Raw genomic sequence first — 13,118 nt, forward strand, 5'->3', positions numbered from 1 at the left:
CTCCGTGAGCGGTTTTCTGGCCGGTCTGGCCGTCGCCGTGCTGCCCCTGCTGGCCGCGGGCTTCTGGCTGGGGCGCCGCACGGCCCGCCCGCGGCACCTGGGCGGGCTCGGCACGCCGGTCGAGCACGCCACCTTCCAGACCCTGCACACCGCCTCCCTGGCCACACCCCCGCTCAGGGCCGGTCTGACCGGGGAGACGGCCGGCAAGTCCGCCCGCAAGCTGCGCTCCCTGCTCGGCACGGACGCGCTGTGCCTGACCGACCTCGAGGAGGTCCTGGCCTGGGACGGCGCGGGCGCCCACCACCGCGCCGAGATCATGGAACGCCTCGCCGGTCCGCTGGAGACCGGCCGCGGCGAGGCCTTCCCGCTCACCTGCGACACCCCCGACTGCGCGGTGCGCTGGGCGGTCGTCGCCCCGCTCACCGTCGACGACCGCGTCCACGGCGCCCTGGTCGCCTGCGCGCCCCGCGAGTCCGCGGTGCTGGTCAGGGCGGCCGGCGAGGTCGCCCGCTGGGTCTCCGTCCAGCTGGAGCTGGCCGACCTCGACCAGTCCCGCACCCGGCTCATCGAGGCCGAGATCAAGGCCCTGCGCGCCCAGATCTCCCCGCACTTCATCTTCAACTCGCTCGCGGTGATCGCGTCCTTCGTCCGCACCGACCCCGAGCGCGCCCGCGAGCTGCTGCTGGAGTTCGCCGACTTCACCCGCTACTCGTTCCGCCGGCACGGCGACTTCACCACCCTCGCCGACGAGCTGCACGCCATCGACCACTACCTGGCGCTGGTGCGGGCCCGCTTCGGCGACCGCCTCGCCGTCACCCTCCAGGTCGCCCCCGAGGTGCTGCCGGTCGCCCTGCCCTTCCTCTGTCTCCAGCCGCTCGTCGAGAACGCCGTCAAACACGGCCTGGAGGGCAAGTCCGACCGCTGCCGCATCCAGATCACCGCCCAGGACGCGGGTGCCGAGGCCCTGGTCGTCATCGAGGACGACGGCGCCGGCATGGACCCCGACCTGCTGCGCCGCATCCTGGCGCGCGAGGTCAGCCCTTCGGGCGGCATCGGGCTGTCCAACGTCGACGACCGTCTCCGCCAGGTCTACGGGGACGACCACGGCCTCGTCATCGAGACGGCCGTCGGCGCGGGCATGAAGATCACCGTCCGGCTGCCGAAATACCAGCCGGGCGTGCACTCGGCGGGCCGCGTCGGCCGCGAGTGAGACGGCGTGTACGTCCCCGTGCGGGGCTCAGGCGCTGCGCGTGGCGACCATTCCCACGGTGATCAGCCCCAGCACGACCCAGCCGAACCACAGCCAGCCGTTGCTCCCGAGCGCCACCGTGTAGGCCGTCACCGCGACCAGGCCTCCGATGGTGAGCGCCCCCATCGTCTTCGTCGAACTGTCCGTGGAACCGGGCATCGCAACACCCTCCTCGTGGTCCGTTCCCCTCCATAGTGCCCCCGTTCCGCCTCCGTACGGTGCAGAGGACCAGATGTGACCCGGATTTCCAGGAACCCGCGGCCGTCTGGGGCCCGGCCTCGTGCAGGGAGGGGCCGAACCCGTAGTCGCGCGGCGGCACCTTCCGCGCGCACGCCTCGTCCGCCGCCGCGGGCGCCTCGGCGAGCGTGACACCGGCGGCCAGCCGGGTGCAGCCCAGTACCTGGGCGTCGTACCGGCCGCCGCAGGACACCAGCCGGACCTCCCGCGCGGAACGTACGTCCAGACAGTCCCGGCGCTGCATGGTCGCGGTGTCCGCGAACACCGACCCCGGCTCCCGGTGCCGGCCCAGCGGCCCGTAAACCGGCCCGTACGCCCCCAGCACCAGGCAGGCGGTGCGCCGCCGGGCGGTCTCGAAGCCGTCCTCGTCGGGTACGACCGCCACACTCCGCACTCCGGCCATCCGGCTCCCCAGTTCCCGGGGCCACAACGCGCGGACCCCAGCTCGCGGGCCTCCCGGGCGAAGGAGGCGGGCGCGAACGCCATCACCTGCCCGTCGGGCGTCCCGTCCCGGCAGTCCGCGTCCACGGTGAGGCGCGGGGCCCCGCGAACCGGGTACCGCCGGGCCAGCGGGCGCGCACGCAGTCCCCGTCCTCCAGCGGTGCCACCAGCCCCACGGCGCCGCCGTACGGCGCCCCGGTCCCGTCGGCCGGGCGGTCGGCCAGGGCGTACCAGACGCCGCCCAGGGCGAGCAGCACACCGAGTCCGCCGGCCAGGGCGGCACGCAGCGCGCGCGGACGCGGCCGCCGGTGCCCGCCGTGCGGGGCGACCGCCCCGGCGACGGGCGTGGGCGCCGCCGACCAGGGCGGCTGCGATCCCGGGTCGGTCCGCTGCCGGACGTACGTCTCGGTCTGCGGGGTGACGATCCACGCCAGCTCCGCCTCCGCCTCGGCCACCGCGGCGCGGGGCGGCGGACCGGCGAGCAGCCTCTCCAGCAGCGGTCCGAGCGCACCGGCCCGCACGGAGGCACGGGCAGGTCCCGGCCCGAGGGATCGCGGCCCTCGACGGCGTACTGGAGCGTGCGGCCCAGCGAGCGGAGACCGCCACCGTCCAGCGGGGCGGCCGTGCCGGGGCCCGTCAGCAGAATCCGGCCGTACGGCGTCCCCGCACGGTCCGGCGCCAGCAGGACGCCCGCCGGTGACACGCCCCGCTCGTGCCCGGCGGCCCACGCGTCGAGCACGGCGAGCCCGATCCGGGCGCACTCGGCAGGGCGCCAGCGGCCCGCTCCGGCCCACCAGCTCCCTCAGACCGACGGCATCGGGGACGTACTCCATGACGAGCCACGAGGCGCCGTCGTGCTCCACCACGTCATGGACGGTGGCCACGTGCGGATGGACGCGAGGAGACGGCAGGTCCGGTAAGCCGGCGCGGGCCGCCCGCAGCGCGACCTCGCCGCCCAGTCGCTGATCCGGGCGAGCCACACGCGCGCCGGACGGCCGTCACCGAGCGGACGCGACAGCACGTAGCGACCGGCGATCACCTGGCCTGAAAAGGCATGACGCGTCATACCGCTCCCCCCGGGCGGCCCCCCCGACGCGCCACATGCTACTGAACGAAGACGCCGCTCAGCCGCCGCGTGTGTTCAGTGAGGCCAGATAGGCGTTGTATGCCTCGAGTTCCTTGTCACCGTCGCGATCGGCGGCTCGGTCGGTGCGCCGGGCCTGCCGCTCCTCGGAGGCGTACCACTGGAACAGCAGGGCGAGCAGCACCAGCACGGACGGGACCTCGCTGAAGGCCCAGGCGATGCCGCCGGCCGCGTTCTGGTCGGACAGGGCGTCGATGCCGAGCGAGGCGGGCGGGTTCTGGAACGTCTCGACCATGGGAGAGGACGCCATCATCAGCGCGATGCCGAAGAACGCGTGGAACGGCATGCCCGCGAACAGCTCCAGCATCCGCATCACGTAGCCCGGCCGGTGCGGGCCCGGGTCCACGCCCATGATCGGCCAGAAGAACACCAGCCCGACGGCGAGGAAGTGCACCATCATCCCGATGTGCCCGACCTTGGAGCCCATCAGGAAGTCGAAGAGCGGGGTGAAGTACAGCGCGTACAGGCTCGCGATGAACAGCGGGATGGTGAACGCGGGATGCGTGATGATCCGCATGTAGCGGCTGTGCAGCAGCATCAGCAGCAGCTCGCGGGGGCCCTTGCGGCCACGGCCCGCCGTGGGCAGCGCGCGCAGGGTCAGGGTGATCGGCGCGCCCAGCAGCAGCAGGATCGGCGACACCATGCTGATGATCATGTGCTGCACCATGTGCACGCTGAACATCACCATGCCGTAGTCGTTGAGCTTGGTGCACATCATCAGCAGCACGCTCAGCACACCGGCGACGAACGACACGGTCCGGCCGACCGGCCACTTGTCGCCGCGCCGGGTCAGCCGGACGACACCCCAGCCGTAGAGCGCCAGTCCCAGGAGACAGGCGATGAGGAAGAAGGGGTCCGCCGACCACGCGAGACCTCGCCCCAGCGTGAACGGCGGCAGATCCGTCATCATGCCGTGCCCGCTGTGATCCATCCGCCGGCTCCTGTTTCGTGGGGGTTGAGCGCGGTTCAACGCCGCTTGTCCGAAGCCAAGCGTAGAACTGCCCCCGGCCACACTCGTGACCGGGGGGCAGTGAAACGCGCTCCAAAGGGGCGCGGGGAACTGCGCGATCAACCACACACGGTCCGCAGCCCGCGACGAACCTCGTGTCCCGAGCTCTCAACGGCCCCGCGAGATCACAGTACGCACTCCGCCTCCGCGTACCGCGCATCCGGCACCGTCTTCAACGACGCCACGGCCTCCGCGAGCGGCACCATCCGGATGTCCGTCCCGCGCAGCGCCGTCATCATCCCGAACTCACCCCGGTGCACCGCCTCCACCGCGTGCCACCCGAACCGCGTCGCCAGCACCCGGTCGTAGGCGGTGGGCGTCCCGCCCCGCTGCACGTGCCCGAGGATCACCGGCCGGGCCTCCTTGCCGAGCCGCTCCTCCAGCTCAACGGAGAGCTGGCGGGCGATCCCGGCGAAGCGCTCGTGGCCGTAGACGTCCTTGCCGCCCTCGTCGAAGTCCATCGTGCCGGGCTTCGGCTTGGCGCCCTCCGCGGCGACCACGATCGCGAACCGCTTGCCCGCCGAGAACCGCTCGCCGACCTTCGCGGTCAGCTCCTCGATGTCGAAGGGCCGCTCCGGAACGACGACGGCGTGCGCGCCGGCGGCCATGCCCGAGTGCAGGGCGATCCAGCCGGTATGACGGCCCATGACCTCGACGATCAGCACCCGCTGGTGGGACTCGGCGGTGGTCTTCAGCCGGTCCAGGGCCTCGGTGGCCACGGTGACCGCGGTGTCGAAGCCGAACGTCACGTCGGTGACCGCTATGTCGTTGTCGATGGTCTTCGGCACGCCCACGATCGGCAGGCCGTTGTCGGACAGCAGCCGGGCCGCCTTGAGCGTGCCCTCGCCGCCGATCGGGATGATCGCGTCCAGGCCGAGTTCCTCGACGTGGCCGCGGGCGCGCTCCACGCCGTCCCTCAGGTGCTCGGGACGGACCCGGGAGGAGCCGAGGATGGTGCCGCCGCGGGCGAGTATGCCGCCGACCGCGTCGAGGTCGAGCTTGAGGTAGTCGCACTCCAGGAGGCCCTTCCAGCCGTCCCGGAAACCGATGACCTCGTCGCCGTGGTCGACGACGGAACGGTGCACGACGGACCGGATGACGGCGTTCAGGCCGGGGCAGTCGCCGCCGGACGTGAGGACACCAATGCGCATAGCCCGAAATACCTTCTCAAGTGGCACGGGTCCGGACCGCGCTGTCCGGCTCGATCCCCGCCACCCTAGCGGCATCGGGGGGCGGGACCGAACCGTGCGTCCGCCTACTGGACGTGCCCGCTCACCTGTGCGGATGACTCATCAGACGGGCTGTCCCAGCAGGCTTCCGGCAGCCGTCAGGCGGGCTGCTGCGCCGCCGCGATCCGCTCGCCCCGCAGCGCTTCGTACCACCGGTCGTCGGTCGGCGGCAGCGCGTTCACGTCGAGGGCCAGCTTCAGCAGCAGGTCCGCGATCTGCGGGTTGCGGGCCAGTACCGGGCCGTGCATGTACGTGCCGAAGACGGTGTCGTTGTACGCCCCCTCCGTGCCGTCCCCGGTGCCGTTGCCGTTGCCGAAGCGGACCTGGGCCAGCGGGCGGGCGCCGGGGCCGAGGTGGGTGACGCCCTGGTGGTTCTCGAAACCGGTCAGCGGGGGCAGGCCCAGGCGCGGGTCGATGTCGCCGAGGACGTCGCCGACGCACCGGGCGCCCTCGCCGCGCGTGGAGACCACGTCGAGCAGGCCGAGGCCCGGCTCGCGCTGGCCGAGGTCGTTGATGAACTCGTGGCCGAGGATCTGGTAGCCGGCGCAGACGGAGAAGACGATCGCGCCGTTCTCCACCGCCCGGTGCAGACCGCCGTCGCGGCGCAGCCGCTCGGCCGCGAGCCGCTGCGGGCGGTCCTCGCCGCCGCCGATGAGGTAGATGTCGCCGGAGGTCGGGATCGGCTGGTCGCTGCGCACGTCGAGCCGGGCCACGTCGAGGCCGCGCTGCCGCGCCCGGCGTTCCACGACGAGGGCGTTGCCCTGGTCGCCGTACGTGCTGAGCAGGTCCGGGTAGATCCAGACGATCCGCAGTTGGTTGTCGCTCACGAAAGTCCCCTGAAATCTCGCGGTCAGTTGCCGACGCGGCGGCGCAGGTCCTGGAAGGCGGTGTAGTTCGCGATGACCTCGATCCGGCCGGGCGGGCACAGCGACACCGCCTGGTCGAGGTCCTCGCACACCTGGAACTGCTGGTTCGCGACCTCCAGGCGCACCGCGAGGTCCAGCTTGCGGTCGCCGATCACGCAGATCGGGTGGCCGGACAGCCGGGTGTAGTCGACGTCCCAGAGCCAGGAGGTGTCGGTGCCGTCGGCGCCGCGCGCGTTCACCGAGAGGATCACCGGGGCCGGCGGCGGGTCGATCAGGGAGAAGGTCTCCAGCCAGCCCGCCGGGTTCTTGGCGAGCAGCAGGCGCAGATCGCGGCCCTGGAACTGGACGACGTCGTAACGTCCGGCGACCGCCTGCACCTGGTACATGCGCTCCAGCGCCACCTGCGGCGGCACCCCGAATACGGCGGCGACGGCGGCCGACGAGGCGGCGTTGGCCTTGTTGGCGCGGCCCGGCAGCTGGAGGTGGATCGGCCAGGCGGAACCGTGCGGGTCCAGGACGTGGTCGCCGGAGAGCGCCCAGCTCGGCGTCGGGCGGCGGAAGCCGCACTCACCGCAGAACCAGTCGTCGCCCGGACGCTGCATCACGCCGCCGCAGGACGGGCAGGACCAGGCGTCGTCCTTCCACATCTGCCCGGCGGCGACCCAGATCACGTTGGGGGAGGAGGACGCGGCCCACACCACCAGCGGGTCGTCGGCGTTGGCGACGATCACGGCCTTGGAGCCGGCCAGGCCCTCGCGCCAGTTCTCGGCGAGCATCCGGGTCTCGGCGGCGCGGTCGAGCTGGTCGCGGGAGAGGTTGAGCAGGGCGATGCACTTCGGCTCGGTGGCCTGGGCGACGCCCACGAGGTACTTCTCGTCGACCTCGATGACGCCGTACCGGGCCTCCGAACCGGCCGCGAGGGCCGAGGTGATGCCGGCCGGCATGTTGGCGCCGAGCGCGTTGGAGACGACCGGGCCGGCCGCCTTGAGCGCCTCGGCGATGAGCCGGGTCGTGGTGGTCTTGCCGTTGGTCGCCGAGACCAGGGTCACGTCCAGGTGCCCGGCGAGCCGGTGGAGGAGATCGGGGTCGAGTTTCAGCGCGACCCGGCCGCCGATCACCGAACCGCTGCCGCGCCCGGCGGCGCGAGATGCCGCCGCGACCGCCTTGCCCGCGGTCACGGCGATCTTGGCCCGCGGCGTGAGCGGGTCCGAGTTGCCTGCCATCAGTTCTCGATCCTCCTTGCGTACGCGCCGCGCCTTAGCCTGACCGGCCACGTGGTGGGACCTCAGCCTATCGAGATCCATTCGCACTCCCGAATCGCGGCACCGGCCACGGGGCTCCGGCGGTGGGCGCGCGCCGCCGGGGGACACTGGGACCTTACTCTTGCCGCCATGCGACACGGCTCCATCCCGGGCGCCCACGGGCGCGTCCGGCCCCTCAGTCTCCTCGGCGATCCCGTCCTGCACGCTCCCTGCGAGGAGGTGACGGACTTCGGTCCGGAACTCGCGGCGCTCGTGGAGGACTTGTTCGCCACCATGTACGCCGCGCGCGGTGTGGGGCTGGCCGCCAACCAGATCGGCGAGCGGGTCCGGGTCTTCGTCTACGACTGCCCGGACGACGAGGACGAGCGCCACCTCGGCCACGTGGTGAACCCGCGGCTGGTGGAGACCGGCGGCGTGGTGGTGCGCGGACCCGAGGGCTGCCTGTCGCTGCCGGGGCTGGAAGCAGGGACCGAGCGGCACGACGAGGCGGTGGTGGCGGGTTTCACGGTGACCGGGGAGCCGGTCACCGTGCGCGGCACGGGATTCTTCGCACGGTGCCTCCAGCACGAGTGCGACCACCTGGAGGGCGGCATCTACGTGGACCGGCTCACGGGATGGCGCAGGCGGCGGGTGCTGCGGCGGGCGGCCAGGGCGTCATGGGGGCGCGCCGGGGCGCCGGAGCGGGCGGAGGAGCGGGCCTAGAACCCGGGACCGCCCGCCTTGTCCCCGGCCTCGGCGAGCCGGCCCCACAGCAGGTCGGCCAGACTGCGCACCAGCTCCGCCCGGGAGCACGGGCGTTCGCCCAGCCACCAGTCCCCGGCGGCGTGCATCATGCCGACGATCCCGTGGCCCCAGACCCGGGCCAGCTGCTGGGTGCCCGGCCCGACGTCCAGGCGTTCCTCGATGACCTGGGCCAGCTCCTCGCCCATGCGGCGCAGCAGCGGCGCGGAGTGCTTGCCGACGTCGAAGCCGGACTCGGCCTGGTCGCCCGGAGCGGTGGCGCCCTCGGCCGGATGCATCAGGAAGCGGTACACCTGCGGGCGTGCCTCGATGGCCGCCAGATAGGTGTCCAGGGTGGACTCGACGCGCCTGCGCCGCTCCGCCGGGGCGTCCAGGGCGGCCCGCAGCGAGGAGAGGAGAGCGTCGGTGTGCCGCTGCGCGAGGGCGGCGTAGAGTCCGCCCTTGTCGCCGAAGTGACGGTAGAGGATGGGCTTGGTGATGCCGGCCTCGGCGGCGATGGCGTTCATCGAGGCCTGCGGGCCGTCGCGCAGCACCACCCGGTCGGCGGCCTCCAGAAGCTCGCGCCGTCTGCGGTCGGCGGACCGCTGCTGATCGGTCCGCTGTGTGGTGTCCATGTGCTCTCCCCACCCGTGCTCGTTCGGTGACGCCTGCGCAAACTAACACCCACAGGACGTGGGACATCGACGGGAGGGCGACGGGCTCGCGGGAGTTGACTTTTCTTACCCGTGGGTAACAGACTCGTGTTACCGCAAGTAACATGCACGTGCGTCACTGGAGGGGACATGGCCGAGTTCACCATGGAGCTGAGCGACGAACAGAAGGAGGTCCGGGACTGGCTGCACGGCTTCGCGGCCGACGTCATCCGTCCCGCGGCCGCCGAATGGGACGAGCGTGAGGAGACTCCCTGGCCGGTCATCCAGGAGGCCGCCAAGGTCGGCATCTACTCCCTCGACTTCTACGCCCAGCAGTACTTCGACCCCACCGGCCTCGGCATCCCCATGGCGATGGAGGAGCTGTTCTGGGGGGACGCCGGCATCGCCCTGTCCATCGTCGGCACCGGCCTCGCCGCCGTCGGCGTCCTCGCCAACGGCACCGAGGAGCAGATCGGCACCTGGATCCCCCAGATGTACGGCGACGCGAACGACGTCAAGGTCGCCGCCTTCTGCTCCTCCGAGCCCGACGCCGGCTCCGACGTCGCCTCGATGCGCACCCGCGCGGTGTACGACGAGGCCAAGGACGAGTGGGTGCTCAACGGCACCAAGACCTGGGCGACCAACGGCGGCATCGCCAACGTCCACGTCGTCGTTGCGGTCGTCGACGCGGAACTGGGCTCCAAGGGCCACGCGTCCTTCATCGTCCCGCCGAACACCCCGGGGCTGTCCCAGGGCCAGAAGTTCAAGAAGCACGGCATCCGCGCCTCGCACACCGCCGAGGTGATCCTCGACAACGTGCGCGTCCCCGGCTCCTGCCTGCTCGGCGGCAAGGAGAAGCTGGACGCGCGCCTGGCCCGCGCCCGTGAGAAGGCCAAGAAGGGCGGCGAGCGCGTCAAGAACGCGGCGATGGCGACGTTCGAGGCGTCCCGCCCGGCGGTCGGCGCCATGGCGGTGGGCACCGCGCGTGCCGCGTACGAGGTGGCGCTGGAGTACGCCCAGACGCGTGAGCAGTTCGGCCGCCCGATCATCGACAACCAGGGCGTCGCCTTCCAGCTCGCCGACATGCGCACCTCCATCGACGCGGCGCGGCTGCTGGTGTGGCGGGCCTCCTGGATGGCGGTCAACGGCAAGCCGTTCACGGCGGCCGAGGGGTCGATGTCCAAGCTGTTCGCGAGCGAGACGGCGAAGAAGGTCACCGCCCAGGCGGTGCAGATCCTGGGCGGCAACGGCTACACGCGGGAGTACCCGGTGGAGCGGATGCACCGGGACTCCGCGATCTACACCATCTTCGAGGGGACGAGTGAGATCCAGCGGCTGGTGATCGCGCGGACGCTGGCGGGTATGCCGATCCGCTAGCGGTGCCTGAGCGGCGTCAGCTGCTCGATGTCGTACTTCGCGCGCAGCGCCTCGATCGCCGCGTGGTCCGGCGGGCCCCCGCCCCCGAGGATCTCCAGCAGTTCCTCGAAGTAGCGCTCGTGGTCCGGGGGCGGGCTGGCCTGGAAGAACACCTTGGCCGGCTCGCCCGTCGGGTTCGCGAAGGCGTGCGGGCACCCGGGCGGTACGACGATGACCGTGCCCGGCGTGGCGCGGACCACCCGGTTGCCGGAACTCGACTCCCACTTCTGCCAGTTGTCCGGCGTACGGACCCTCGGCTCGAAGGCGAGCACGTCCAGCTCGCCCTCCAGCACGTAGAACAGTTCCTCGCTGCGGGTGTGCACATGGGCGCCGACGTCGAAGCCCGGCGGCACGATCACCTCGAAGGTCGAGGCCATGCGCGAGTGCGAACCGGTCACCTTGAAGGTGACGTGCTGGGCCGGCGCCTGGACGACCCGCCCGTGCCCCGGCGGAACCAACAGCCCCTCCGTCGCCGCCGCGAGGGCGCTCACCAGGTCACCGGCAGGGCCTCGGGCCCGCGGATCAACGCCCCCTTCTTGAAGGGCACGTCCTCGGGCGGCACCGCGAGCTTCATGCCGGGCACCCGGTCCAGCAGGGTGTCGACCAGCAGCTCCGACTCCAGGCGGGCCAGCATGCCGCCGGGGCAGTAGTGCGGGCCGAAGCCGAAGGACACGTGCGGGTTGGGGTTGCGGGAGAAGTCGATCGCGTCCGGGTCCGGGAAGACTACCGGGTCCCGGTTGGCCGCCAGGTACGACACGTAGACCGCGTCGCCCGCCCGGATCCGCACCCCTCGCAGCTCCACGTCCTCCAGGGCGATCCGGGACAGCCCGACCGCGTTGCGATGGGGAATCCAGCGCAGCAGCTCGTCGATGGCGCGCGGACGGATCTCCGGCTCGGAGCGCAGGCGTTCGGCCAGTTCCCGGCGGGTCAGCAGCAGGTAGAACATCTGCCCGCTGTTGTTGGTGACCGCCTCGCCGCCGATCTGCAGCAGGACCGCGAGCCCGACCGCCTCCTCCGACGTGATCTCCTCCCGGGCGACGGCGGCGCCCAGGAGCGAGGTGACGTCCTCGCCGGCGCCGTCGGACCGCACTCCGATGAGGTCGGCGAAGTAGTCGTTCATCTCCTGCTTGGCCCGCTCGCTGACCTCCGCGCCGTGCGACGAGGAGAGGATCAGCTGGGTCCAGGTGTGCATGCTGTGCCGGTCGGCGGCCGGGACGCCCATCAGCTCGCAGATCACCGCGATGGGGAAGGGGCTGAGGACCGCCTCGGTCAGGTCGGCCGGCGGACCGGCCTTCAGCATGGCGTCGACGAGCTCGTCGAGCATGGAACGGGACCGGGAGCGCACCCGCTCGACGCCCCGCGCCGTGAACGCGGCGGCGACCGAGCGGCGCAGCCGGGTGTGGTCCGGCGGGTCCAGGAAGCCGACCGCGCCGCGCGCCGGGATGAAGTGCGGGGCGAGCCGGGTGACCTGCCGGTCCATGACCGCCTCGCGGCCGAACCGGGGGTCGTTGGTGACCATGCGGACGTCGTCGTGCCGGGTCACCAGCCACGCCCAGCCCTCGCCGTTGGGCAGCGAGATCCGGGTGACGGGCCCTTCGCGCATCAGCTCGGTCAGGACGGGGTCGAAGTCGGTGCCCGGCAGGTCGACGGCCGGCCAGTCCCGGACCGGCGGAGCGGCCCGGTCGATCGCTTCTTCGGTCACGCTTGCCTCACGCCTTGCAACTCGTCGGAGGTCAGCTCGTCGGAGGTCTGCCAGCGCCCCAGGGACATCTCCGCGGTGATGCCCGGACCGAAACCGGCCAGCAGCCCGCGCGCCCGGTCGTGGACGCCGCCTTCGTCGAAGAGCCTGCGCAGCGCGTCCAGGACGACGGCGCTGGCGATGTTCCCGTACTCGGTGAGCGTGGCCCGGCTGAACCGGAACGCGTGCGGATCGACCTTGAGGAACTTGCTGAGGTCGTCCAGGATCCGCGGCCCGCCCGCGTGCACCACGTAGAAGTCCAGGTCGGAGGCGTCCCACCCGTGGGTGCCCGCGAGGTCCGTCAGGGCCGGCGCGAGCGGCTCCATGGTGGCCGGCACCCGCTTGTCCAACAGGAAGTGGAAGCCGGTCGCCTTCACGTCGTACATGATCCACTCTTCGGTCTTGGGGATCAGGTACGAACCGTTGCGCTCCAGCCGGACGCCGGTGCCGCCCCGGCCGCGGACCACCGCGGCGGCGATGCCGTCGCCGAAGAGGCCGTTGGAGAGCAGGGAGCCCACACCGATGTCGGTGGGCTGGTAGCACAGTGAGCAGAACTCGCAGGCCACGATCAGCGCGTTGGCCTCGGGGTAGGCCGTGCAGAAGTCGTGGGCGCGGTTGATGGCCGCACCGCCGGCCGCGCAGCCGAGCTGGGCGATGGGTATCTGCCGCGTGGTGCTCTCGAAGCCCATCTCGTTGATCAGCCACGCCGTCAGCGACGGCATCATGAAACCCGTGCACGACACGTAGATGATCACGTCGATGTCGGTGGTGAGCAGTTCCGCGTCGTCCAGGGCCCGCTGGACCACCGCCGGGACCCGGGCCTTCGCCTCCCGCTCGTAGAGCCGGTTGCGGTCCTCGAATCCGGGGTGCTTCAGGGTCTCCTCGATGGGCTGCACGATGTGCCGGGTGCGAACCCCGGTGTTCTCTATCAACCGGAGGGCCAGCGGCAGTTGGGGATGGCCGGCGTGGCGCTCGCGCGCCAGTTGCAGCGTCTCCTCCATCGTGATCACGTGCTCCGGAACGGACACCGAGGGTCTGCACAAAGTCGCCATGTACCGTGCCTGCTTTCGCCTCGCGGAAGGCTCGCGCCCCCCGGCCGGGAAGTGCCGCACCCTTTTCGGGGTGCTCACCCACGATCACTCACGGGGGCGGCG

The 13,118-nt window shown here is 72.0% G+C and carries 13 protein-coding genes and 1 pseudogene; 3 read left to right on the forward strand and 11 right to left on the reverse strand.

Annotated features, from left to right (window positions below; translation table 11 throughout):
* Positions 1-4: 4 nt before the first annotated feature.
* Positions 5-1,210: a sensor histidine kinase gene (locus ACFW47_RS26840; RefSeq protein WP_386307445.1), complete on the forward strand. Its 1,206-nt coding sequence runs from the start codon at positions 5-7 to the stop codon at positions 1,208-1,210.
* Between the two features lie 27 nt (positions 1,211-1,237).
* Here the strand turns inward: ACFW47_RS26840 and ACFW47_RS26845 are convergent, their stop codons facing one another.
* The 7 genes and pseudogenes from ACFW47_RS26845 to ACFW47_RS26875 all read right to left on the reverse strand — a co-directional run bounded on the left by ACFW47_RS26845 (position 1,238) and on the right by ACFW47_RS26875 (position 7,398).
* A complete protein-coding gene (locus ACFW47_RS26845) occupies positions 1,238-1,408 on the reverse strand; it encodes a membrane protein (RefSeq protein WP_019327487.1) in 171 nt (56 codons plus the stop codon).
* A gap of 121 nt (positions 1,409-1,529) precedes the next feature.
* Positions 1,530-1,889 (reverse strand): annotated as a pseudogene (locus tag ACFW47_RS26850) (septum formation family protein); the annotation flags it as partial.
* An 82-nt stretch (positions 1,890-1,971) separates the two neighbouring features.
* The gene (locus ACFW47_RS26855; protein ID WP_386285418.1) at positions 1,972-2,448 is read right to left on the reverse strand and encodes a hypothetical protein; all 477 of its coding nucleotides are present in this window, start codon (positions 2,446-2,448) and stop codon (positions 1,972-1,974) included.
* 603 nt (positions 2,449-3,051) lie between these two features.
* On the reverse strand, positions 3,052-4,002 hold the full coding sequence (locus tag ACFW47_RS26860; protein WP_386285416.1) for a cytochrome c oxidase assembly protein: 951 nt from the start codon (positions 4,000-4,002) through the stop codon (positions 3,052-3,054).
* A gap of 203 nt (positions 4,003-4,205) precedes the next feature.
* Positions 4,206-5,231, reverse strand: a complete 1,026-nt coding sequence (locus ACFW47_RS26865; protein WP_386285414.1) for a 6-phosphofructokinase — start codon at positions 5,229-5,231, stop codon at positions 4,206-4,208.
* 176 nt (positions 5,232-5,407) lie between these two features.
* Positions 5,408-6,136 (reverse strand): type 1 glutamine amidotransferase, encoded by a 729-nt coding sequence (locus ACFW47_RS26870; protein WP_386285412.1) that lies wholly within the window; start codon positions 6,134-6,136, stop codon positions 5,408-5,410.
* Between the two features lie 23 nt (positions 6,137-6,159).
* Positions 6,160-7,398 (reverse strand): MurT ligase domain-containing protein, encoded by a 1,239-nt coding sequence (locus ACFW47_RS26875; protein WP_073731312.1) that lies wholly within the window; start codon positions 7,396-7,398, stop codon positions 6,160-6,162.
* Positions 7,399-7,566: 168 nt separating this feature from the next.
* On the opposite strand from ACFW47_RS26875, the gene def reads away from it, so the two are divergent.
* Positions 7,567-8,139 carry a peptide deformylase gene (gene def, locus ACFW47_RS26880; RefSeq protein ID WP_386285410.1) on the forward strand — a complete coding sequence of 191 codons (573 nt, stop codon included), beginning with the start codon at positions 7,567-7,569 and terminating at the stop codon, positions 8,137-8,139.
* On the opposite strand, the gene ACFW47_RS26885 is transcribed toward def, so the two are convergent.
* Positions 8,136-8,792 carry a TetR family transcriptional regulator gene (locus ACFW47_RS26885; RefSeq protein WP_272590387.1) on the reverse strand — a complete coding sequence of 219 codons (657 nt, stop codon included), beginning with the start codon at positions 8,790-8,792 and terminating at the stop codon, positions 8,136-8,138. The two genes, def and ACFW47_RS26885, sit on opposite strands and share 4 nt — an antisense overlap.
* Before the next feature lie 168 nt (positions 8,793-8,960).
* Here ACFW47_RS26885 and ACFW47_RS26890 point away from each other — a divergent pair, with 168 nt between their 5' ends.
* Positions 8,961-10,187: an acyl-CoA dehydrogenase family protein gene (locus ACFW47_RS26890; protein ID WP_386285408.1), complete on the forward strand. Its 1,227-nt coding sequence runs from the start codon at positions 8,961-8,963 to the stop codon at positions 10,185-10,187.
* Here the strand turns inward: ACFW47_RS26890 and ACFW47_RS26895 are convergent.
* From ACFW47_RS26895 to ACFW47_RS26905, 3 genes are read right to left on the reverse strand one after another with little or no spacing between them, the layout of a single operon-like run.
* Positions 10,184-10,717 (reverse strand): cupin domain-containing protein, encoded by a 534-nt coding sequence (locus ACFW47_RS26895; RefSeq protein WP_386307389.1) that lies wholly within the window; start codon positions 10,715-10,717, stop codon positions 10,184-10,186. The two genes, ACFW47_RS26890 and ACFW47_RS26895, sit on opposite strands and share 4 nt — an antisense overlap.
* Complete coding sequence (locus tag ACFW47_RS26900; RefSeq protein WP_386307390.1) at positions 10,714-11,928, reverse strand: cytochrome P450; 1,215 nt, start codon at positions 11,926-11,928, stop codon at positions 10,714-10,716. The genes ACFW47_RS26895 and ACFW47_RS26900 overlap by 4 nt, the downstream gene beginning before the upstream one ends.
* Positions 11,925-13,076, reverse strand: a complete 1,152-nt coding sequence (locus ACFW47_RS26905; protein WP_386285721.1) for a type III polyketide synthase — start codon at positions 13,074-13,076, stop codon at positions 11,925-11,927. The genes ACFW47_RS26900 and ACFW47_RS26905 overlap by 4 nt, the downstream gene beginning before the upstream one ends.
* Positions 13,077-13,118: the final 42 nt, after the last annotated feature.

The sequence above is a fragment of the Streptomyces sp. NPDC058796 genome, assembly GCF_042745235.1.
GTDB lineage: Bacteria > Actinomycetota > Actinomycetes > Streptomycetales > Streptomycetaceae > Streptomyces.